This is a genomic window from Rhodococcus sp. NPDC003348, assembly GCF_053589375.1.
Map to the genome: position 1 here is coordinate 101,600 of NZ_JBSFRT010000002.1, position 20,745 is coordinate 122,344.

Consider the following 20,745-nt stretch of genomic DNA (forward strand, 5'->3'; position numbering starts at 1 on the left):
GGCGCCCGATCGGCGTTCGTGTCAGGACCAGCCGTGGTCTCGGCGCAGCCGGGCGGCGACCTTGTCGAAACGGCCCTTGTCGAGAATCGCGCCCTCACGGCGGATCCCGGCCTCGGGGACGTCGAGGACCCGGTCGAGTCGCACCCAGCTCGGGCGGTGCTCGCCGTCCCAGGCGCCGGCACCCAGCGCCAGCCAGTTGCGCTGGCCCTCCCGGTCCGAGTTCGACGACAGCATCAGGCCGAGCAGGGTCTCGCCGTCGCGTCCGACCACGAGCACGGGCCGGTCCTTGCCCTTGCCCGCGTCCTCCTCGTACGCGACCCAGGTCCAGACGACCTCGCCGGGATCGGCGCGGCCGTCCAGGTCCGGTGCATACGCGACGGTGCGGGCGCGGTGCGCCGTCGGGGCCGAGGTCGATGACACCGGGCGCCCGGGCCGGACCGGCTTTCGTTCCGGCGCCGCGGTCTTCGCCCGGGGCAGCACCCCGGACTTCTGCAATCCCTTCAGCAGCCGCGGGCCCTCACGCAGTGCGATGTCGCCGAGTTGCCTGCCGATCCGCGTCCACTTCGAAGCCATGCCTCCAACCTAGCGACGGGTGCGGTCCGGTCGGATGGGCACCCGCCACGGCACCGATTCATCCGGTCTGGGTGAGGGCGCCGGATCGTCGCCGGTGACATGCTCGCGGCGAGCCCCGAGGAATGACGAGGAGAGATGCCATGAGCAGCGATGCCACCGCGACTGTCCAGAACGGGAACGCGAGCGCGTCCCGAGAGCTCCCGTTCGGCGACGTTCAGGACTTCGAGGACGCCCGGCGCGGCTTCGTCGCGGCGCTCGAACCCGGGGTGGTCACGAACGCGAGCGGCGAGGTGGTGTGGGACAGCGACGGATACGCGTTCCTCGACGAGGACTGCCCGCCAACGGTCCATCCGAGTCTGTGGCGGCAGTCCCGGCTGTGCGCGATGCAGGGGCTGTACGAGGTCGCCGACGGGATCTACCAGATTCGCGGGCTGGACCTGTCCAACATGACCCTGGTCGAGGGCGACACCGGGGTGATCGTGATCGACCCCCTCATCTCGGCCGAGACCGCCGCCGCCGGGCTGGCGCTGTACCGCGAGCACCGCGGTGAACGGCCGGTGACGGGAGTGATCTTCTCGCACTGCCACATCGATCACTTCGGCGGCGTCAAGGGTGTCACCACCGAGGAGGATGTGGCCGCGGGCCGCTGCCCCATCCTGGCGCCGACCGGATTCGTCGAGCACGCGGTGGCGGAGAACGTGTACGCAGGCACCGCCATGGGGCGGCGGGCAGCCTACATGTACGGCGCCGCGTTGCCGCGCGGGCCGCTGGGAGCGGTCGGCGCCGGTCTCGGACCGACCACCTCGACGGGGACACCGACCCTCATCACGCCTACCGTCGACATCGGCCGGACCGGGCAGACCGAGGTGCTCGACGGCGTGCGCATCGAGTTCCAGCTCACACCCGGCACCGAGGCGCCCTCGGAGATGAACTTCCACTTCCCGGACCGGCGAGCCCTGTGCATGGCGGAGAATGCCACGCACACGCTGCACAACCTCCTGACCCTCCGTGGTGCGCTGGTCCGTGACCCGCACGTGTGGGCGAAGTACCTGACGGAGTCGATCAACAAGTACGCGGCGGAATCGGACGTCCTGTTCGCCTCGCACCACTGGCCGACCTGGGGCACCGAGCGGCTCACCGAGTTCCTGTCCCTGCAACGCGACCTGTACGGCTTCCTGCACGACCAGACGCTGCGGGCGATCAACAAGGGCGTCACGGGAATCGAGTTCGCCGAGGAGATTCAGCTCCCGCCCGCGATCGAGCAGGCGTGGCACACACACGGCTACTACGGTTCGGTCAGCCACAACGTCAAGGCCATCTACCAGCGCTACATGGGCTGGTTCGACGGCAACCCCGCGACCCTGTGGCAGCACACGCCCGTCGACGCGGCGCAGCGGCACGTCGAGTTCATGGGCGGTGCGCAGGCGGTCCTGGACAAGGCCCGCGAGTCGTTCGCCGCGGGTGACTATCGCTGGGTCGCACAGGTGGTGAACTATGTGATCTTCGCCGATCCGGACAACGCCGAGGCGAAGGCACTGCAGGCCGACACCCTCGAGCAACTCGGATTCGGGTCCGAGAACGGCACGTGGCGGAACTTCTTCCTCATGGGTGCCTACGAACTGCGCCACGGCGCGATCGGAACCCCCACCGTCACGGCATCCCAGGACATCTCCGCGGCGCTCAACGTGGAGCAGCTGTTCGACGCGATCTCGCTGCGGGTCGACGGGCCGCGCGCCTGGGCAGCGCGGGTCACGATCGACTGGCATCTGACGGATCCCGCGCTCACCCACCGCACCCAGCTCCGCAACGGGGTGCTGGTGCACTTCGACGTGGACGGCGAAATGCCCGCACCCGATGTCGCGTTCACCCTGACCCGGCAGAATCTGCACGACGCCCTGCTCGGCCACCGCGGTCTCGACGCCATGATCGCGGCGCAGGAGGTGGCGGTCGACGGCGACGCCGGCAAGCTGGTCGAGCTGGTCGGCTATCTCGATGCGCCCGACCCGGACTTCGCCATCGTGACGCCCTGACCTCACGGCCCACCTTCGACCCCCGGACCGCGGGACGTGCGGTCCCCGCGCAGTGAAGTCGCCGGTGGTGACCCTCGATGTGTACGCGCACCTGCCGTCAAGGGATGATGGGAGGGCACGGGACGCGGCGGACGTCGTCCCGGTGCGGGACCAGTACGGGACGGGCGACCGGACCGGGTCGGTACAGGTGCGCGAGTGAGATGAGGGAATTGGGCTTGAGCAGCAACTTCGCGGAGACGACGTTCACGGATCCGTCGCGGATCCGGAACTTCTGCATCATCGCGCACATCGACCACGGCAAGTCGACGCTGGCGGACCGGATGCTGCAGCTCACCGGGGTCGTCGAGGAGCGCGCGATGCGCGCGCAGTACCTCGACCGCATGGACATCGAGCGCGAACGCGGCATCACGATCAAGGCGCAGAACGTGCGGCTCCCGTGGACCGTCGAGAACGAGGACGGCACCACCGAACAGATCGTCCTGCACCTGATCGACACGCCGGGCCACGTCGACTTCACCTACGAGGTCTCCCGCGCGCTCGAGGCATGCGAGGGTGCGGTGCTGCTCGTCGACGCCGCGCAGGGCATCGAGGCCCAGACCCTGGCCAACCTGTACCTGGCGATGGAGAAGGACCTCACCATCATCCCGGTGCTCAACAAGATCGACCTGCCCGCGGCCGACCCGGACAGGTACGCCGCCGAGATCGCGCACATCGTCGGCTGCGAGCCGGAGGACGTGCTGCGGGTCTCCGGCAAGACCGGTGTCGGTGTGAAGGAGCTGCTCGACGAGGTCGTCAAGCAGGTGCCCGCGCCGGTCGGCGACGCGGACGGTCCGGCGCGCGCGATGATCTTCGACTCGGTCTACGACGCCTACCGCGGCGTCGTCACCTACGTGCGAGTGGTGGACGGCAAGATCCGTCCCCGCGAGAAGATCACCATGATGTCGACCGGTACCACCCACGAACTGCTCGAGGTGGGCATCATCTCGCCCGAACCCAAGGCCACCGTCGGCCTCGGCGTCGGCGAGGTCGGCTACCTCATCACCGGCGTCAAGGACGTGCGCCAGTCCCGAGTGGGCGACACCGTCACCACCTTCCGGGGCGGCGCTTCCGAGCCGCTGACCGGCTACCGCGACCCCAAGCCGATGGTCTACTCCGGTCTGTACCCGATGGACGGCTCCGACTACCCGGTGCTGCGCGACGCGCTGGACAAGCTGCGCCTCAACGACGCCGCGCTGGCCTACGAGCCGGAAACGTCCGTGGCGCTGGGCTTCGGCTTCCGCTGCGGCTTCCTCGGCCTGTTGCACATGGAGATCACCCGAGACCGCCTCGAGCGTGAGTTCGGCCTCGACCTCATCTCCACCGCACCGAACGTGGTGTACCGCGTGATCATGGAGGACGGCTCCGAGCACGAGGTGACCAACCCGTCGTACTGGCCCGAGGGCAAGGTGCGCGAGGTGTACGAGCCGATGGCCAAGTGCACCGTCATCGCGCCGAGCGAGTACACCGGCGCGATCATGGAGCTGTGCCAGAGCCGCCGCGGCGAGCTCGGTGGCATGGACTACCTCTCGGAGACGCGTGTCGAGCTGCGTTACACGCTGCCGATGGGCGAGATCATGTTCGACTTCTTCGACGCCCTCAAGTCCCGGACCAAGGGCTACGCCAGCCTCGACTACGAGGAGGCGGGCGAGCAGCAGGCCGCGCTCGTCAAGGTCGACATCCTGCTGCAGGGCGAGGCCGTCGACGCGTTCAGCGCGATCGTGCACAAGGACTCCGCCTTCGCCTACGGCAACAAGATGACCACCAAGCTGCGCGAGCTGATCCCGCGCCAGCAGTTCGAGGTGCCGATCCAGGCCGCGATCGGCTCGAAGATCATCGCCCGCGAGAACATCCGCGCGATCCGCAAGGACGTGCTCGCCAAGTGCTACGGCGGCGACATCAGCCGTAAGCGCAAGCTGCTCGAGAAGCAGAAGGAGGGCAAGAAGCGGATGAAGACCATCGGTCGGGTCGAGGTCCCGCAGGAGGCCTTCGTGGCGGCGCTGTCGAACGAGTCTGTCGCGGACAAGCCCAAGAAGTAGGCGCTGCGCGCCCGTGAGTCTTACCGGTCCGCACCGGGCCGCACAGACTCACGGGCGGCGGAGTCGCAGCCGAGAGGGGAACGATGCTCGAGACCTGGTTGACGGAGACGTTGGGACTCGAGGTGCCGATCCTCGGCGCCCCGATGGGTGGACGCGCCGGCGGCGCGCTGGCCGGCGAGGTGTCGAAGGCCGGTGGCCTCGGCATGCTCGGCGCGGCCCGGTACACGACGCCGGAGTGGATCGCGGCGGAGGCGGCGGTCGCGCGTGAGCGCGGCGGTCGGGTCGGCATCGGCCTGATGACGTGGTCGCTCGACGACGACGACACCCTCCTCGGCGCCGCGATCGACGAGAACCCGACACTGCTGACCCTGTCGTTCGGTGATCCCGCGCCGTACGTGAAGCGGGCGCACGCCGCCGGGATTCTCGTTGCCTCCCAGGTGAACACGCTCGAGGATCTGCGGGTCGTCGAGCGGGCCGGGGTGGACGTGGTCATCGCGCAGGGCGGCGAGGCCGGCGGGCACACCGGGCGGATCGGCACCCTGCCGTTGCTGCAGGAACTGCTCGACGCCACCGAGTTGCCGGTCCTGGCGGCCGGCGGCATCGGCACCGGCCGCGGCCTGGCGGCGGTGATCGCGGCCGGTGCGCAGGGTGCGCTGATCGGCACCGCGCTGCTGGCCAGCCCCGAGACCGTCGGCCCCGACTACGCCCGCACCGCCGTCGTCGACGCAGGCAGCGCCGACACCGTCTACACCGCGGTGTTCGACCGGGCACGGCACCAGCCGTGGCCCGAGCGATGGGGCGGACGGGCCATCGCCAACGACTTCACCCGCGACTTCCACGGCACCGACACTCCGGTCGAGCAGTTGGAGCAGGCGTACGACGCCGCCGATCCGCGCCGCGGCGTGGTGTACGCGGGCGAGGCCGTCGGCCTGGTGCGCGACGTGCGGCCCGCCGGTGAGGTGGTGCGGCAGATCGCCGCCGACGCCGAGCGGCTCCTGTCCCGCTTCTCCTGACCCGGGCACACCCCCGTCCATCTGACCGAATGTGGCCTTCCGTCACTTGAAGTGACCGAGGGCCACATTCGGTCGAATGGGCTGGGGGGTGGCGGGGCGGGCGGGTGGGCTCACATGGGGGAGTGCGCGGGCTGGAAGGCTCCGGTGTCGCCGGCCTCCTCGGCGCGGATGACGTGCACCACCGCGTTGATCAGCGCCAGATGGGTGAACGCCTGCGGGAAGTTGCCGAGATGCCTTCCGGTGCGGGGGTCGATCTCCTCCGCGTACAGCTTGAGGGGACTCGCGAAGCCGAGGAGCCTCTCGCACAGGCGCTTCGCGCGGGCAAGCTCACCGATCTCGACGAGTGCGGACACCAGCCAGAACGAGCAGATCGTGAACGTGCCCTCCTCGCCGGACAGTCCGTCGTCGGTGGTTTCGACGCGGTAGCGAAGCACCAGGCCGTCCTCGGTGAGCTCGTCCGCGATGGTCAGCACGGTGGCGCGGACGCGGTGGTCGTCGGCGGGCAGGAAGCGCAGCAGCGGGACCAGTAGCAGCGAGGCGTCCAGCGACGGGTGCCCGTACCGCTGGGTGAACACCCCCCGCTCGTCGACGCCGTGCTCGAGGACGTCGGCCTTGATCTCGTCCGCGATCTCCGACCACTGCTGCGCGTACGACTTCTCGCCGTGCAGCGCAGCGAGTTTCGAACCCCGGTCGAGAGCCACCCAGCACATCACCTTCGACGAGGTGAAGTGCTGCGGTTCGCCGCGCACCTCCCAGATGCCGCGATCCGGTTGCCGCCAGTGCTTGATCGCCTCTTCCACCTGGCGTTTGAGCAGCGGCCACAGTGCGTCCGGCACCTGGTCACGGGAGCGGACGTGCAGGTACACCGAGTCGAGCATGGTGCCCCAGATGTCGTGCTGCTTCTGGTTGTAGGCGCCGTTGCCGATGCGGACCGGGCGGGCACCGTCGTAGCCGGACAGGTGGTCGAGTTCGGATTCCTCGAGCGTCTTCTCGCCGCCGATCCCGTACATCACCTGCAGCGAGTCGGGGTGTCCGTGGTCGGACTGCGACACGTCGGAGATGAACGCGAAGAAGTCGTTGGCCTCCCGGTCGAGTCCCAGGGTGTACAACCCCCACAACGCGAACGTGGAGTCCCGCACCCACGCGTAGCGGTAGTCCCAGTTTCGCTCCCCACCCGGCGTTTCCGGCATCGACGTGGTGGACGCGGCGAGCAGTGCGCCGGTCGGGGCGTAGGTCAGTCCCTTCAGCGCCAGGGCGCTGCGCTGCAGGTAGCCGCGCCACGGGTGGTCGGGGAAGCGGCCGATGGTGATCCACTGGCGCCAGCACTCGGCTGTCGTCCACATCTTGTCGGCGGCCTCGTCGAACGTCTGCGGCGCAGGCAGATCCGACCACGACAGCGCAACGAAGACGTTGTCGCCCTCCTTCATCCGGGTGCGGGCCCGCGCCTCGCGGCCCTCGATGCCCAGCTTCAGGTTGGACGTCAGGCGCAGCGTCGGGTGTGCGCCGATCGCGCTGCCGTCGCAGGTCGCGGTGGCCTCCTCGTAGACCTTGCCGGTGTACTCCCACTTCGCCGGTGTCCGGTGGTAGTCGAACGAGGGCTCGCAGCTCATCTCCAGCTCAACCACGCCGCTGACACATTTCACCGTGCGCAGCAGAATGTGCTCGGCGTCCCAGTCGGTCGGGGTGCGGCGGTGGCTGCGCGACCGTTGGTCGTTGTTGTGCCACGCACCCATCACCAGGGCATCGCGGACGATCAGCCACCCGGTCTCGGTCTGCCAGGTGGTCTCGACGATGAGCCCGCCCGGCAGGTACCGGCGGGCCGCCGGGACGTTCTGTCCGTACGGGCCGATCCGGAAATGACCCGCGCTGCGGTCCAGCACCGCGCCGAACACGCTCGGCGAGTCCGGCCTCGGGATGCACATCCACTCCACCGAACCGTTGCGCGCGATCAGGCACGTCGTCTCGCAGTCCGAAAGGAACGCGTAGTCGTCGATCGGGGGAAACCTGCTGCGGTGCGTCGAGGTCTCGACCGTCGCAGGCAGGTTCGCGGAGAGCGACTCGTCGGTGCCGGTGCTCAGCCCGTTCACATCGTGTTCGGTGGCCGTCATCTCCACATCATGGGCGCGGTGGGCGCCGTCGTCCACCGCAGACGCGCCCGCGTAGGGTGAGGGCGTGAATCAGATCGCCAGTTGGTGGGACGGCCTTGAATTGTGGGTCATCGGTCTGCCCTACGTTCCGCAGTTGCTGCTGGTGATGGCGGTCGCGATGCCTGCCGCATACGGTGTCGCGCGCATCTTCGACGTGGCGCTGGCGCGGGCGCTCGCCTTGCTCGGACGCGACCGGGACCAGGTCTCGGCGGAGGTCGTCGCGGCGGGTGAGCGCTGATGCCCCGGTCTCGCGTCACCCTGATGCTCATCGCCCTGCTGGTCCTCGTCCTCATCGGCTGGCTGCTGACCCGTTGACCCGCCCCCGGCGGCCGCCGGGTTAGATCCGTCACCCGACCTCTGCTAGATTCGTCGGCGTGTCTGCCACTGCCGTACACCAGGTCCGCCATGAATTGGCGTTGATCGCTGTCGGCATGCTCGCAGTCGCCGACATCGACTGTTGTTGATCCCCTCCGCCGTTGTGCATCGCGCCGGCCGGTTCGCCCCACGCAGCGGGCACCTTCCTCACACTTCGTGTCCGTGAACGCAGCCGCCCGGCCGCGGCGTTCACGGCGGTCTCGACGACCCCCGTCCCCCCATTCGCCCCGCGCGGCGAATCGTGAAAGGCATCTCGATGAGCGTTCGTGCCCGCATCTCCCGTTTCGGCCTCCTGGCCGCCGTCGTCACCGCGGGAGCCGTCGCCCTGACCGCGTGCAGCGGCGGGTCCAGTGACGTGGCCGGGGGAGGCGAGAGCGGTTCCGGTGACGGCAGCGGCGGCACCGTCAGCCTGTACGCCTACGCCGTGCCGAAGCCCGGCTTCGACAAGGTGATCCCGGCGTTCCGGGAGACCGAAGCCGGCAAGAACGTCGATTTCCAGCAGTCCTACGGTGCGTCCGGTGACCAGTCGCGGAAGGTCAAGGACGGCGCGCAGGCCGACGTCGTCAACTTCTCGGTCGAGCCCGACATCACCCGCCTCGTCGACGCCGGCCTGGTGAGCGCCGACTGGAACAAGGACGCCTACAACGGAATTCCGTTCGGGTCGGTCGTCACCCTGGTCGTGCGCGAGGGCAACCCCAAGGGCATCAAGGACTGGGACGACCTGCTCGCGCCGGGCGTCGAGGTCGTCACCCCCAACCCCTTCAGCTCGGGCTCGGCGAAGTGGAACCTGCTCGCCCCGTACGCGGCGAAGAGCGACGGCGGCAAGAACCCGCAGGCCGGTCTGGACTACGTGAACGCGCTCGTGACCGATCACGTGAAGGTGCAGCCGAAGTCGGGCCGGGAGGCGACCGAGACCTTCCTGCAGGGCACCGGTGACGTGCTGATCAGCTACGAGAACGAGGCGATCTTCACAGAGCGCAACGGCGATCCGGTCGAGCACGTCACCCCGCCGACGACCTTCAAGATCGAGAACCCCGTCGCCGTGATCCAGAACAGCAAGGTCCTCGAGCAGGCCAACGCCTTCAAGGACTTCCTCTACACCACCGAGGGGCAGACCCTGTGGGCCGAGGCCGGCTTCCGGCCGGTGGACCCGGCGGTCGCGGAGAAGTTCGCCGCCGACTTCCCGGCTCCGGCGAAGCTGTGGACCATCGCGGACCTCGGCGGCTGGAAGGCCGTCGACGCCTCGCTGTTCGCCAAGGACACCGGGTCGATCGCCGTGATCTACGACGCCGCGAGCAAGTAGTCTCACCGTGACCAGTACCACTACGACGGGGGGATCGGTGTCCGAGATCGGCGGACCCGGCCCCGAGTCCGAAGACTCGTCCGCGACGCCGAGCGCGTCCACCCCACCCACCCGCCGCAGGCGCCGATGGTTCACCGTCACCGGCACCGTCGGGCCGCTCGGCATCGGCATCACGATGCTGTGGCTGAGCGTGATCGTGCTGCTGCCGCTCGCGGCGCTGACGGTCACCTCGTTCGAGGACGGCCTCAGCGGCTTCTGGGACGCGATCACCAGCCCCGCGGCCCTCGCGTCGCTGCGCGTCACCGTCTGGGTGTCGGTCGTGGTGGCACTGATCAATGTGGTGATGGGGACACTCATCGCGTGGGTGCTGGTGCGCGACGAGTTCCCCGGCAAGCGTTTCGTCAACGCCCTGATCGATCTGCCGTTCGCGCTGCCGACCATCGTCGCCAGCATCGTGCTGCTGTCGCTGTACGGGCCGAACAGTCCGATCGGCGTGCAGCTCAACGCCACCCAGCCCGGACTGGTCGTCGCGCTCGCGTTCGTCACCCTCCCGTTCGTGGTCCGGTCGGTGCAGCCGGTGCTGATCGAGACCGACCGTGAGGTCGAGCAGGCCGCCGCATCGCTCGGCGCGAGCAACTGGACCATCTTCCGCAAGGTGGTGCTCCCGACCCTGACCCCGGCGATCATCAGCGGTGCCGGCCTCGCGTTCGCCCGAGCCATCGGTGAGTACGGGTCCGTCGTCCTGATCGGCGGCAACATCCCTCGCGAGACCCAGATGACGTCGCAGTACATCCAGCAGCAGATCGAGATCGACCGTCCCGTCAACGCGGCTGCGGTGTCGGTGGCGCTGCTGGCGATCGCGTTCGTGACGCTGTTCGTGCTGCGCATCCTCGCGAGCCGCAGCCAGCGACGTGAGGAGCAGACGGCATGAACGTCTCGACCCCGACCCGCCTCGGTATGCGGGTGGTCGCCCTCGGCTACCTGGTGCTGCTGCTCCTCGTGCCCATCGGGGTGATCCTGTGGCGCACGTTCGAAAGGGGCATCGTCAGCTTCTTCGAGGCGATCTCCACCCCGGCGGCGATCTCGGCGCTGAACCTGTCGCTGCTGATCGTGGCGATCGTGGTGCCGATCAACGTGATCTTCGGCGTGATCACCGCCCTCGCGCTGGTCCGTGGCCGGTTCCCCGGTCGCGGACTGGTGCAGGCGGTGGTGGACCTGCCGTTCGCGGTCTCACCGGTCGTCGTGGGTGTGTCGCTGATCCTGCTGTGGGGCGTCAACGGCTGGTTCGGCGGGCTGGACTCGCTCGGGTTCCGGGTGATCTTCGGGCTGCCCGGCATGGTGCTGGCGACGATCTTCGTGACGCTGCCGTTCGTCGTTCGTGAGGTCGAACCGGTGCTGCACGAGATCGGCGACGAGCAGGAGCAGGCCGCCGCGACGCTCGGCGCCTCCAAGTGGCAGACGTTCTGGCGGATCACCCTGCCCGCGATCCGCTGGGGTCTGACGTACGGCATCGTCCTGACCGTCGCCCGCTCGCTCGGCGAGTTCGGCGCCGTGATCATGGTGTCGTCGGGCTTCCCCGGCGTCTCGCAGACACTGACCCTGCTGGTGCACTCGCGCTACATCGACGACCACAACACCTACGGCGCGTACTGCGCGGCGACGCTGCTGATGGGCATCGCCCTGGTGACGCTGCTGCTGATGACGCTGCTGGACCGCAAGAGGAGCAACGCATGATTTCGGTGATCGGCGCCCGTAAGAACTACGGCGACTTCGCCGCGCTCGACAACCTCACCCTGGACATTCCGTCGGGATCGCTGACCGCGTTGCTCGGACCGTCGGGATCCGGCAAGTCGACGCTCCTGCGGTCCATCGCCGGGCTCGAGCATCCCGATTCCGGCTCCATCACGATCGCGGGCAAGGACGTGACGGGGGTGCCGCCGCAGAAGCGCGACATCGGGTTCGTGTTCCAGCACTACGCGGCGTTCAAGCACATGACGGTGCGCGACAACGTCGCGTTCGGCCTCAAGATCCGCAAGCGTCCGAAGGCGGAGATCGACAAGCGGGTCAACGAGCTGCTTGAGATCGTCGGGCTCGACGGCTTCCAGCACCGCTACCCGGCGCAGTTGTCCGGTGGACAGCGTCAGCGCATGGCACTGGCCCGCGCGCTCGCGGTCGACCCGCAGGTGCTGCTGCTCGACGAGCCGTTCGGTGCCCTCGACGCGAAGGTCCGCGAGGACCTGCGCACCTGGCTGCGGCGTCTCCACGACGAGGTGCACGTGACGACCGTGCTCGTCACGCACGACCAGGAGGAGGCGCTCGACGTCGCCGACCGGATCGCGGTGCTCAACAAGGGCCGGATCGAACAGGTCGGCACCCCGCGCGAGCTGTACGACAGCCCGGCGAACGACTTCGTGATGTCGTTCCTCGGCCCGGTCGCCAAGCTGAACGGGCAGTTGGTGCGCCCGCACGACATCCGCGTCGGCCGCGACCCCAGCATGGCGGTCGCGCAGAAGGCGGGGACCGCGGAGTCGGCCGGCGTCACCCGTGCGACGGTCGAACGCGTCGTGCATCTCGGCTTCGAGGTGCGGGTCGAGCTCCGCAACGCGGCCACCGGTGATCTGTTCGCCGCTCAGGTCACCCGCGGTGACAGCGAGGCGCTGCAGTTGAAGGAGGGCGAGACCGTCTACGCCCGCGCCACGCTGATCCCGAACATCCCGGCCTGAATCGAACGAGAGCCGAGTCGGACAAGAGCGGGGCCCGGTGGTTCTCACCACCGGGCCCCGTTTCGTGTCTCGGGCGCCGCTCAGGGCTTCAGGACGAACAGTTCGCCGATCAGGGTGGGGGTCAGGACCTCGCCGCCGGGCCCGATGGAGGTTCCGACGGTGAAGCCCGTGCCTCCCGGCAGGGTGTCCTGGTCGACGGTTTCGCCGGTGGCGGTGTCGAAGGTGATCACGGCGAGGCCGTCCGTGCCCTCACGGACGGCCGTGTATGCGGTCCCGCCTGCGGTCTGGGCGGGGACGCCGAGGTGCAGCAGATCCTTCCGCTCCCAGATCACCTCGGCATGGTCGCCGCGGTCGCGGAGCGCGAGCAGGTGCCCGTCGCGGCCGCCCGCCGGAATGATCAGACCGTCCCCGGAGGTGGAGGGACTGCCCGCGGCGGCGTACCCGATGTCGTGGTGCCAGCGCGGCTCGCCCGTCGACGCGTCGAGCGCCCAGAGTGCGCCCTCGTTGTCGTTGACGTAGACGGTGGCGCCGTCGGCGGAGATGTCGGGGCTCGATGCGCTGCCCCCGGGCAGGACGTCGGAGGACCACTCCTCGGTCAGCGCGCCGCCCTGGTAGCGCATCGCCACCAGGTCTGCCTGTGGCCGGCCCGGCCGCCAGAGCGTCAGGTAGAAGCGACCGGTGGACAGATCTATTGCCGGGGTGTTCGCGACCGGGCACTCCGCGGATCCGAAGAAGCACTTGTCGAGTCCCTGCGCGGCGGCGGGCAACGGGACGTTCTGGGCCTGGTCCGCCGTCGGTGCCGGGATCAGCTGGTAGGACGGGACGATCTCCTTGCCGGTCTGGGGGCTGAGCACGGAGACGACACCGAAGTGGGTGACGAAGAGCAGGTTGCCGTCGCCGGTGAACTGCGCCGAGAGCGGGGTGCCGCTGACGACCGTCCGCCACCGCAACTGTCCGTGTTCGTTGAACGAGTTCATCGCGCCGTCCTCGCCGATGTACACGTTCGTTGCGGAGTCGACGAGGGGAGTGGATGCCGCGACGCCGGGGCCTAGTCGCGTGCACCAGCGTTTGCGTCCGGTTTCCATCTGAAATGAGAACAGGTTGCAGCCGTTGTCGCTCCGGGTGGTGACGAATATCTGGCCGGTGGCGGCCACGGAGGCATAGGTGGCGGTCGGGGCGCCGAGTGGGCGGGACCAGTCGAGTGAAATCGAGCGGGAGCCGGTCACCGGGCTGGTGTCGCTGTTGCGGGCGTCGGCGTGCATGGCGGGCCAGCCGCCCGGCGAGTAGTTGCCGATGACCTGCGAATCGCTGCCGCAACCGGCTGTGACCAGCGCTGTCGTCGCTGTCAGTGCCACCGCTGCCGACCGTAGGACCCGCCGCATGCATCACTCCTCGTGTGGATTTCGCTCGCTGCACACTATCCGGAGGACGGAGCGGGGTGAGCACCCGACCTGGGTGGCTCTCGGCCCCGGTTGGACACGCGATGTCCGGCCCAATTCCCCAATTACTGAATGGTAATAATTGCTTGAAATGTGACGGATGGGAACCCTGTGACCTCGTGATTGTTCTGTGATTGATTGTTGGACAATTGTCCTGAAATGTTAGTCATTCAAATTAGGAGAAATTCGGCGGCCGTGTGTGTTGAAATGACTCATGGCATCGGTCGGGGTGAACGCCGGAACGACGCGCTCGTCCGGAATCGACGGCGACGTCGACCACCTGCTCGGGTCGCCGGTCGCGGGTGTCGTGATCGTCGTCGCTCTCATCGTGGGCAGTGCCGCGCTGATCGGCGTGATGACCAGTTCGCTGCTCGCCGTCGCGGTCGTCGGGGTCGGCGCGGTCGGGGTCGCGCTGATGCTCAGTGGGCTCGATCGTGCGGGACGGCGCTCGGGACCGGGCAGTGACCGACCTCACCATCGGTGAACGTAGGCTGTCGGGTCATGACCAGCATGTGGGGCGCACCGTTGCGCACGAGGTGGCGTGGATCCCGGCGGACCGACCCGGATCAGGCCAAGTTCCTTACCCGTGACTCGCTGCGGTGGGTGATCGCGAACAAGGCGTACACGCCGTGGTACCTGGTGCGGTACTACCGGCTCGCGAAGTTCAAAATGGCCAACCCACACGTGATCCTGCGCGGGATGGTCTTCCTCGGCAAGCGGGTCGAGATCCACTCCACGCCGGGCCTGTCGCGGCTCGAGATCGGCCGGTGGGTCCACATCGGTGACGGCAACGCCATTCGCTGCCACGAGGGCTCGCTGCGGATCGGCGACAAGGTCGTCTTCGGTAAGGACAACGTCGTCAACACCTACCTCGACATCGAGATCGGCGCCTCGACCCTCGTCGCGGACTGGTGCTACATCTGCGACTTCGACCACCGCATGGACGACGTCAACACCCCGATCAAGGATCAGGGCATCGTCAAGGGTCCGGTGCGTATCGGACCCGACACGTGGATCGCCGCGAAGGTGACCGTCCTGCGCAACACCATCACCGGCCGTGGCTGTGTCCTCGGTGCACACGCAGTGGTCAAGGGCGTGGTACCGGACTACAGCATCGCGGTCGGCGCGCCGGCGAAGGTCGTCAAGAACCGCAAGGAGGCGTGGGAGGCCGGTGCGGAGGAGCGCGCGAAGTACATCGCCGCGCTCGAGGACATCGAACGCAAGAAGGCCGCGGCCGCCGGATAGGCGCGTCGCGCCTGTGCGCCTTTCCGGTGGTTCTCGCTACCGGAAGCGCGCACAGGCGCAGTGGCCCGTCAGCGGCCGGGCAGGGGACGCTGGGGGATCTCGGGGCGGCCGAGGGGGTGCCGGACGCGACGCTTGGCGCTCAGATACACCTGTGCGGTGTCCAGCGCCACCTGGTGCCAGTCGAAGTCCTCGGTCAGCCGCTCCCGGGCGGCTCGGGCGCGGCGCTGAGCCGCCGTCGGGTTGTCGAGCACCTCCCGGACCGCGGAGGTCAGCCCGTCCACATCCCCTGGCTGGAACGACAGCCCCGTCAGCCCGTCGACGACGGCCTCGCCGAGTCCGCCCGCGGTCGAGGTGACCAGTGGGGTCCCCGCGGCCGCGGCCTCGAGCGCGATGATGCCGAACGGCTCGTACCGGCTGGGCAGGACGATCGCGTCCGCGCCGTGCAGCCAGCCGAGCAGCTCCGTGTGATCGAGTGGGCCGAGGAAGTTCACCGACCGCAGCACCCGATGCGTGCGGGCCTGTTCGCGCAGCCACTCGTACTGGGTGCCCTCCCCGGCGACCGCGAGGGTTGTGCCGGGGTGGCTGCGCCGGATTCGCGGCAGTGCGGCGATCGCGTCCTGCACGCCCTTCTCGTACTCGAGCCGGCCGACGAACAGCAGCCGCGGCGGCCCCGACCGTGGCGCGCGGTCCCGGTAGCTCCACGTGGCGACGTCGATGCCGTTGCGGATCACCGTGACCGGCGCGAGGTTCGGGCCGTAGAGTTCGCTGACCTCCTCCTCCATCGACGCCGAGCACGTGATGATCGAGTCGGACTCGTTGGCCAGCCACCACTCCACCGAGTGCACCTGACGGTTGATCGTCCCCGAGAGCCATCCGCTGTGCCGTCCTGCCTCGGTGGCGTGCAGCGTCGACACCAGCGGGACGTCGTAGTACTCGGCCAGTGCGATCGCCGGGTGCGCGACCAGCCAGTCGTGCGCGTGCACGACGTCGGGCCGCCAGCCCTCGCCGATCCCCGGGCGGGCCAGGCCGACTCCGGCCCGGACCATCGCGTGCCCCATCGCGAGGGTCCACGCCAGCATGTCCTCGCCGAAGACGAAGTGCGGCGCGTCCTCCGCGACCGCCACGACCAGCACGCCCTCGGCGATGTGCGTGACCGTCGGGTGGGTCGACGCGTCGGTGCCGGTGGGGCGCCGCGAGAGCACCACAACCTCGTGCCCGGCCTCGACCAGTTCGGTGGCCAGGTGGTGGACGTGCCTGCCGAGGCCGCCGACGACCACCGGCGGGTACTCCCACGACACGATCAGGACCTTCATCTCGTCACCCCCACCTCGACGTCGGCGGGCAGTCGCCGGGCGTCCAGCCCGGGGAACAGTCCGTCGGCGTGATTCCAGCCGTCCGCGAGCCGCCGGGCCCGGTCGGGATGTCCCGACGCGAGGGCCTCGGCGATCTCCCGGGTCGCGTGCGCGTGTTTGTGGGCGCGGTCGCGGGCGTATCCGGCGGCCGAGTCCTTGCTGACCATGAATGCCCAGTCGCTCTGCACCGTCATGATCGCCTCGCGCAGGATCTGGTCGTTGACCCGGTCGCGCAGTTCGGGTCGGCCGGGAGCACGGGTGGCGCCGCGGGCCTTGTCGACGGTGTCCAGCGCGGTCTGCACGACCTCGGCGTTCAGCTGCACCAGATCCGCGACCTGATCGCCCGCCCACACCCGCCAGTCCTTGCCGCTGCCCCACGAGGAGTCGGCGAGCTCGACCGGCTCGCCGACGTAACCTTCGGCCCGCGCCTGCGCGAGGGTGCCGACACGGACACCTGCCTCCGGCAGCGCGCGCAGCACCTTCTCCAGCCACTGCGGTCCCTCGAACCACCAGTGGCCGAACAGTTCGGTGTCGAACGCGGCGACGACGAGCGCGGGCCTGCCGGTGCGGTCGTGTTCGCTGCGGATCCGGTCGACGACGGTGCGCACGAAGTCCTCGACGTGCCGGTCCACTGCCGCGGCCGCCAGTTCGGGGTCGTAGGGCGCCTTGTCCTTCGAGTCGACGGTCTTGCCCGTCACCCGCGACGGTTTCAGCCCCGTGTCGTGGTCGTAGGTGTGGAAGTCGCGGTAGGCCGCGTGCCCCGGGTAGCCGGACTTCGGCGACCAGACCCGGTAGGAGACCTGCAGGTCGCGACCGAACGCGACGACGTCCGACTCGCGCACCGGTCGGCCGACGGAGGTGTCGCCGCGCAGCGAGGGGCCGTCCACCATGAAGTGGGTGATCCCGGCGTCGGCGTACTCGCGTTCCATGCCGGGGGTGTACCCGCATTCGGGCGCCCAGATGCCGGAAGGCTTTGTGCCCCAGCGCATCCGAGCGTCCTCCAGGCCCTCCGCGAGTTCGAAGCGACGCAGTCGCGGATGCAGCAGCGGCTGGAACGGGTGCGCGAGCGGCCCGCCGAGCAGTTCGATCGTGGAGTCGTCGATCAGCCGGCGCAGCACCGGGGACGCGCCGTGCCGCCAACGCTCCTCGAATTCGGTGAGCGCCTGGGCGGAGAGCCGGTGCTCCCTGGCGCCGAGGTCGCGGCGCGCGCGGTCCGGCATCAGGGCGGCCTCGTGGGCGCGCAGCTGCCAGTTCCCGAGCCAGTGGTGCATGCCCGCCAGGCAGTGCGGGTCGTCGAGCATGGCGGCGAGCACGGGGGTGATGCCGAGCGTCAGCAGGTTCTCGCGGCCCTCGTCGGCGAGCGTGCGGAGCACCCGCGTCACCGGCAGGTAGGTCGCCGCCCACGACTGGTAGAGCCACTCCTCGCCGACCGGCCAGCGGCCGTGGTTGGCCAGCCACGGCAGGTGCGAGTGCAGCACCAGGGCGAACATGCCCGGTTGGGTGGGGCTCGTCATTTGTCGACCTCGGGAACTCGGGGGGTGGTGCCTGCCCCCGGCTTGCGCGCGATGGCGACCAGATCGAGGCTGGCGTCGATGTCGGCCTCGGTGAGGGCGAAGTCGTCGATCGTGATCGACTCGACGTCGCGGACCAGGTCCGCCGGCCACGGCTCGCCGGCCAGGGCACGGTCGATCTGGGCGTCGATGAACGATCCGCCGTGTGCGGCATCGAGTTCGCGCAGGCGCGCGCCGTGGTGCACGCCGGTCATCGTCGTCACCTCGAAACCGGCCTCCTCGAGCAGCTCGGTCAGTTCGGCGGCGTTGAGCTCGCGGGTGTGGAACGGGTTGAGCGGGGTGTCGCGGCCGGGGGAGAAGGTGATCCGGTTCGGGGTGCTGATCAGCAGTTCGCCGCCCGGCTCCAGGACCCGGAAGCACTCGGCGAGGAACTGCGCCTGATCCCACAGGTGCTCGATCACCTGGAAGTTGACGACCGTCCCGACGGTGGCGGCGTCGAGGGGCAGCTCGGCGAGGTTGCCCTGGCGCATGTCGATCCGCGGGTACCGCGCGCGGACGTGTTCGACCGCCGAGGTGTCGTAGTCCAGGCCGATGACCTGCTCGGCGACGTCCGCGATCATGTTCGCGCCGTATCCCTCCCCGGATCCGGCCTCGAGAACGACACGCCCGGCGCAGCGGCCGAGCAGGCGCTGGTAGACCACCTCGTGGCGGCGGAACCAGTAGTTCTCCTCGGGCACGCCGGGGACGGTGCGCTCGCCGGTCAGCGGCAGGGTCGCGTGGTCGCCGGTCGTGGCGGTGGAAGGCGCACCGGCGGTGCCGGTCATCGGCGCAGATGAGTCACTCACCGGTGCCAATTTACTGCTACGTGTTCCAGTGCGGGTCGTGGTGGTTCAGATCACAGGCCCGGCAACGGGGTTCGGGGCCGTGAACGCCGGAAATTCAGCCTAAGTTACCCATCGGTAACTTAGCGTGTTGTAGTGTGACGCACGGTCATCGTGCGAAGTAGATGAATACCCGAGAGCTCGGCCACCGCAGAGCAGCTCACTGAGAAGACAGACACAGGAGGTCGACGAAGACCCATGACGAACATCGTCGTTTTGATCAAGCAGGTTCCCGATACCTGGTCCGAGCGCAAGCTCACCGACGGTGACTTCACGCTCGACCGTGAGGCCGCGGATGCCGTGCTCGACGAGATCAACGAGCGCGCCGTCGAGGAAGCCCTGCTCATCAAGGAGGCCCAGGGCGGTGAGGTGACCGTGCTGTCCGCCGGTCCCGACCGTGCCACCGACGCCATCCGCAAGGCGCTGTCCATGGGTGCCGACAAGGCCATCCACCTCAACGACCCGGCTCTGCACGGCTCCGACGCGATCCAGACCGCGTACGCGCTCGCCGCCGCACTCGGCCAGATCGAGGGCGTCGAGCTGGTCATCGCAGGCAACGAGGCGACCGACGGCCGCGCCGGTGCCGTGCCCGCGATCATCGCGGAGTACCTGGGCCTGCCGCAGCTGACCCACCTGCGCAAGCTGACCGTCGCCGACGGCAAGGCCACCGGCGAGCGCGAGACCGACGAGGGCGTCTTCTCGCTCGAGGCCCCGCTGCCCGCGATCGTCTCGGTCACCGAGAAGATCAACGAGCCGCGCTTCCCGTCCTTCAAGGGCATCATGGCCGCGAAGAAGAAGGAAGTTCAGGTCCTGACCCTCGCCGAGATCGGCCTGGACCCGTCCATCTTCGGTGTCGCGAACGCCGCCACCACGGTCACCGCGTCCACCCCGAAGCCCCCGCGTACCGCTGGCGAGCGCATCACCGACGAGGGAGAGGGCGGCAACCAGATCGCCGCCTACCTGGTCGGTCAGAAGATCATCTGATTCGCGCCCCACAACCAGCAGACTCACACGTAGGAGAAAGAAGCAATGGCTGAAGTACTCGTGCTCGTCGAGCACGCCGAGGGCGCGCTCAAGAAGGTCAGCACCGAGCTGATCACCGCCGCCCGTGTCCTGGGTGAGCCCTCCGCCGTCGTCGCGGGCCCCGCCGGCACCGCCGACAAGCTGCAGGACGCCCTGGCCGCCGCCGGTGCCGCCAAGGTGTACGCCGCCGAGTCCGACGACATCGACGGCTACCTGATCACCCCGAAGGTCGACGTCCTCGCCTCGCTGGTCGAGTCCGTCTCCCCGGCAGCGGTCCTGACCGCCGCCTCGACCGAGGGCAAGGAGGTGTCCGGTCGCCTGGCCGCGCGCATCGGTTCCGGCCTGCTGGTCGACGTCATCGAGGTCAAGGCCGACGGCGCCGTGCACTCCATCTTCGGTGGCGCGTTCACCGTCGACGCCAAGGCCAACGGCGAGGTCCCGGTCATCTCGGTCCGCCCGGGTGCCGTCGAGGCCCAGCCGCAGGCCGGTGCCGCCGAGCGCGTCGCGGTCGAGGTCCCGGCGCAGGAGGAGAACGCGGTCAAGGTCACCGCGCGTCAGCCGATCGTCGGTGGCGACCGCCCCGAGCTCACCGAGGCGTCCGTCGTCGTCTCCGGTGGCCGTGGCGTCGGTTCCGCCGAGAAGTTCTCGGTCGTCGAGGAGCTCGCCGACGCGCTCGGTGCCGCCGTCGGCGCCTCGCGTGCCGCCGTCGACTCGGGCTACTACCCGGGCCAGTTCCAGGTCGGTCAGACCGGTAAGACGGTCTCCCCGCAGCTGTACATCGCCCTCGGCATCTCCGGCGCCATCCAGCACCGCGCCGGCATGCAGACCTCGAAGACCATCGTCGCGGTCAACAAGGACGAAGAGGCCCCGATCTTCGAGATCGCGGACTACGGCATCGTCGGCGACCTGTTCAACGTCGCCCCGCAGCTCACCGAGGCCGTGAAGGCCCACAAGGGCTGACAGGCGGGCACTGCCCGCGACGGCTGACAGGCGGGCACCGCCCGCGAGGGCTGATTCACGCCGCTCGCGGCACGCGCGGCCCCGCTCCCCTCGAG

Annotated in this window: 19 protein-coding genes; 13 read left to right on the forward strand and 6 right to left on the reverse strand. The window is 69.1% G+C overall.

Features of this window, described 5'->3' with window-relative positions; all coding sequences use genetic code 11:
• Positions 1 to 21: 21 nt before the first annotated feature.
• Positions 22 to 573 carry a type II toxin-antitoxin system PemK/MazF family toxin gene (locus ACWDU4_RS01905; RefSeq protein ID WP_450112147.1) on the reverse strand — a complete coding sequence of 184 codons (552 nt, stop codon included), beginning with the start codon at positions 571 to 573 and terminating at the stop codon, positions 22 to 24.
• Between the two features lie 140 nt (positions 574 to 713).
• Here ACWDU4_RS01905 and ACWDU4_RS01910 point away from each other — a divergent pair, with 140 nt between their 5' ends.
• From ACWDU4_RS01910 to ACWDU4_RS01920, 3 genes are all read left to right on the forward strand, one after another.
• Complete coding sequence (locus ACWDU4_RS01910; protein WP_450112148.1) at positions 714 to 2,603, forward strand: alkyl/aryl-sulfatase; 1,890 nt, start codon at positions 714 to 716, stop codon at positions 2,601 to 2,603.
• A 200-nt stretch (positions 2,604 to 2,803) separates the two neighbouring features.
• On the forward strand, positions 2,804 to 4,678 hold the full coding sequence (gene lepA, locus ACWDU4_RS01915; protein ID WP_450112149.1) for a translation elongation factor 4: 1,875 nt from the start codon (positions 2,804 to 2,806) through the stop codon (positions 4,676 to 4,678).
• An 83-nt stretch (positions 4,679 to 4,761) separates the two neighbouring features.
• Positions 4,762 to 5,691 carry an NAD(P)H-dependent flavin oxidoreductase gene (locus tag ACWDU4_RS01920; protein ID WP_450112150.1) on the forward strand — a complete coding sequence of 310 codons (930 nt, stop codon included), beginning with the start codon at positions 4,762 to 4,764 and terminating at the stop codon, positions 5,689 to 5,691.
• 110 nt (positions 5,692 to 5,801) lie between these two features.
• Here the strand turns inward: ACWDU4_RS01920 and ACWDU4_RS01925 are convergent, their stop codons facing one another.
• Positions 5,802 to 7,799: a glycoside hydrolase family 15 protein gene (locus ACWDU4_RS01925; protein ID WP_450112151.1), complete on the reverse strand. Its 1,998-nt coding sequence runs from the start codon at positions 7,797 to 7,799 to the stop codon at positions 5,802 to 5,804.
• A 64-nt stretch (positions 7,800 to 7,863) separates the two neighbouring features.
• On the opposite strand from ACWDU4_RS01925, the gene ACWDU4_RS01930 reads away from it, so the two are divergent.
• The 6 genes from ACWDU4_RS01930 to ACWDU4_RS01955 all read left to right on the forward strand — a co-directional run bounded on the left by ACWDU4_RS01930 (position 7,864) and on the right by ACWDU4_RS01955 (position 12,239).
• Positions 7,864 to 8,076 (forward strand): hypothetical protein, encoded by a 213-nt coding sequence (locus tag ACWDU4_RS01930; protein ID WP_450112152.1) that lies wholly within the window; start codon positions 7,864 to 7,866, stop codon positions 8,074 to 8,076.
• 136 nt (positions 8,077 to 8,212) lie between these two features.
• Entirely contained in the window at positions 8,213 to 8,302 is a 90-nt protein-coding gene (locus ACWDU4_RS01935) for an Ms4533A family Cys-rich leader peptide (protein WP_354003507.1), read from the forward strand.
• A gap of 167 nt (positions 8,303 to 8,469) precedes the next feature.
• Positions 8,470 to 9,516, forward strand: a complete 1,047-nt coding sequence (locus ACWDU4_RS01940) for a sulfate ABC transporter substrate-binding protein (RefSeq protein WP_450112153.1) — start codon at positions 8,470 to 8,472, stop codon at positions 9,514 to 9,516.
• Positions 9,517 to 9,523: 7 nt separating this feature from the next.
• The gene (cysT, locus tag ACWDU4_RS01945) at positions 9,524 to 10,447 is read left to right on the forward strand and encodes a sulfate ABC transporter permease subunit CysT (RefSeq protein WP_450112154.1); all 924 of its coding nucleotides are present in this window, start codon (positions 9,524 to 9,526) and stop codon (positions 10,445 to 10,447) included.
• On the forward strand, positions 10,444 to 11,250 hold the full coding sequence (gene cysW / locus ACWDU4_RS01950; RefSeq protein ID WP_450112155.1) for a sulfate ABC transporter permease subunit CysW: 807 nt from the start codon (positions 10,444 to 10,446) through the stop codon (positions 11,248 to 11,250). The genes cysT and cysW overlap by 4 nt, the downstream gene beginning before the upstream one ends.
• Positions 11,247 to 12,239 carry a sulfate/molybdate ABC transporter ATP-binding protein gene (locus ACWDU4_RS01955; protein ID WP_450112156.1) on the forward strand — a complete coding sequence of 331 codons (993 nt, stop codon included), beginning with the start codon at positions 11,247 to 11,249 and terminating at the stop codon, positions 12,237 to 12,239. The genes cysW and ACWDU4_RS01955 overlap by 4 nt, the downstream gene beginning before the upstream one ends.
• Positions 12,240 to 12,319: 80 nt before the next feature.
• Here the strand turns inward: ACWDU4_RS01955 and ACWDU4_RS01960 are convergent, their stop codons facing one another.
• Positions 12,320 to 13,621, reverse strand: a complete 1,302-nt coding sequence (locus ACWDU4_RS01960) for an outer membrane protein assembly factor BamB family protein (protein WP_450112157.1) — start codon at positions 13,619 to 13,621, stop codon at positions 12,320 to 12,322.
• 271 nt (positions 13,622 to 13,892) lie between these two features.
• Here ACWDU4_RS01960 and ACWDU4_RS01965 point away from each other — a divergent pair, with 271 nt between their 5' ends.
• Both ACWDU4_RS01965 and ACWDU4_RS01970 read left to right on the forward strand, forming a co-directional pair.
• Complete coding sequence (locus ACWDU4_RS01965; protein WP_450112158.1) at positions 13,893 to 14,162, forward strand: hypothetical protein; 270 nt, start codon at positions 13,893 to 13,895, stop codon at positions 14,160 to 14,162.
• A gap of 17 nt (positions 14,163 to 14,179) precedes the next feature.
• Complete coding sequence (locus ACWDU4_RS01970; protein WP_450112159.1) at positions 14,180 to 14,923, forward strand: acyltransferase; 744 nt, start codon at positions 14,180 to 14,182, stop codon at positions 14,921 to 14,923.
• A 68-nt stretch (positions 14,924 to 14,991) separates the two neighbouring features.
• On the opposite strand, the gene ACWDU4_RS01975 is transcribed toward ACWDU4_RS01970, so the two are convergent.
• The 3 genes from ACWDU4_RS01975 to ACWDU4_RS01985 are packed head-to-tail and all read right to left on the reverse strand — an operon-like array spanning position 14,992 to position 18,610.
• Positions 14,992 to 16,236 (reverse strand): glycosyltransferase family 4 protein, encoded by a 1,245-nt coding sequence (locus tag ACWDU4_RS01975; protein WP_450112160.1) that lies wholly within the window; start codon positions 16,234 to 16,236, stop codon positions 14,992 to 14,994.
• Positions 16,233 to 17,789 (reverse strand): 1,4-alpha-glucan branching protein domain-containing protein, encoded by a 1,557-nt coding sequence (locus ACWDU4_RS01980; RefSeq protein ID WP_450112161.1) that lies wholly within the window; start codon positions 17,787 to 17,789, stop codon positions 16,233 to 16,235. Before ACWDU4_RS01980 ends, ACWDU4_RS01975 begins: the two co-directional genes overlap by 4 nt.
• Positions 17,786 to 18,610 (reverse strand): methyltransferase domain-containing protein, encoded by an 825-nt coding sequence (locus tag ACWDU4_RS01985; protein ID WP_450112250.1) that lies wholly within the window; start codon positions 18,608 to 18,610, stop codon positions 17,786 to 17,788. The genes ACWDU4_RS01980 and ACWDU4_RS01985 overlap by 4 nt, the downstream gene beginning before the upstream one ends.
• 255 nt (positions 18,611 to 18,865) lie before the next feature.
• Between ACWDU4_RS01985 and ACWDU4_RS01990 the strand changes: the two genes are divergently transcribed.
• Positions 18,866 to 19,651: an electron transfer flavoprotein subunit beta/FixA family protein gene (locus tag ACWDU4_RS01990; RefSeq protein WP_450112162.1), complete on the forward strand. Its 786-nt coding sequence runs from the start codon at positions 18,866 to 18,868 to the stop codon at positions 19,649 to 19,651.
• Between the two features lie 45 nt (positions 19,652 to 19,696).
• Entirely contained in the window at positions 19,697 to 20,650 is a 954-nt protein-coding gene (locus ACWDU4_RS01995; RefSeq protein ID WP_450112163.1) for an electron transfer flavoprotein subunit alpha/FixB family protein, read from the forward strand.
• Positions 20,651 to 20,745 lie beyond the last annotated feature (95 nt).

Excerpts from the sequence above, each read along its gene's own strand:
- ACWDU4_RS01905 (WP_450112147.1), bottom strand. The coding sequence starts at position 573 with ATGGCTTCGAAGTGGACGCGGATCGGCAGGCAACTCGGCGACATCGCA.
- ACWDU4_RS01910 (WP_450112148.1), top strand. The coding sequence starts at position 714 with ATGAGCAGCGATGCCACCGCGACTGTCCAGAACGGGAACGCGAGCGCG.
- lepA (WP_450112149.1), top strand. The coding sequence starts at position 2,804 with ATGAGGGAATTGGGCTTGAGCAGCAACTTCGCGGAGACGACGTTCACG.
- ACWDU4_RS01920 (WP_450112150.1), top strand. The coding sequence starts at position 4,762 with ATGCTCGAGACCTGGTTGACGGAGACGTTGGGACTCGAGGTGCCGATC.
- ACWDU4_RS01925 (WP_450112151.1), bottom strand. The coding sequence starts at position 7,799 with ATGACGGCCACCGAACACGATGTGAACGGGCTGAGCACCGGCACCGAC.
- ACWDU4_RS01940 (WP_450112153.1), top strand. The coding sequence starts at position 8,470 with ATGAGCGTTCGTGCCCGCATCTCCCGTTTCGGCCTCCTGGCCGCCGTC.
- cysW (WP_450112155.1), top strand. The coding sequence starts at position 10,444 with ATGAACGTCTCGACCCCGACCCGCCTCGGTATGCGGGTGGTCGCCCTC.
- ACWDU4_RS01955 (WP_450112156.1), top strand. The coding sequence starts at position 11,247 with ATGATTTCGGTGATCGGCGCCCGTAAGAACTACGGCGACTTCGCCGCG.
- ACWDU4_RS01960 (WP_450112157.1), bottom strand. The coding sequence starts at position 13,621 with ATGCGGCGGGTCCTACGGTCGGCAGCGGTGGCACTGACAGCGACGACA.
- ACWDU4_RS01965 (WP_450112158.1), top strand. The coding sequence starts at position 13,893 with ATGGCATCGGTCGGGGTGAACGCCGGAACGACGCGCTCGTCCGGAATC.
- ACWDU4_RS01970 (WP_450112159.1), top strand. The coding sequence starts at position 14,180 with ATGACCAGCATGTGGGGCGCACCGTTGCGCACGAGGTGGCGTGGATCC.
- ACWDU4_RS01975 (WP_450112160.1), bottom strand. The coding sequence starts at position 16,236 with ATGAAGGTCCTGATCGTGTCGTGGGAGTACCCGCCGGTGGTCGTCGGC.
- ACWDU4_RS01980 (WP_450112161.1), bottom strand. The coding sequence starts at position 17,789 with ATGACGAGCCCCACCCAACCGGGCATGTTCGCCCTGGTGCTGCACTCG.
- ACWDU4_RS01985 (WP_450112250.1), bottom strand. The coding sequence starts at position 18,610 with ATGACCGGCACCGCCGGTGCGCCTTCCACCGCCACGACCGGCGACCAC.
- ACWDU4_RS01990 (WP_450112162.1), top strand. The coding sequence starts at position 18,866 with ATGACGAACATCGTCGTTTTGATCAAGCAGGTTCCCGATACCTGGTCC.
- ACWDU4_RS01995 (WP_450112163.1), top strand. The coding sequence starts at position 19,697 with ATGGCTGAAGTACTCGTGCTCGTCGAGCACGCCGAGGGCGCGCTCAAG.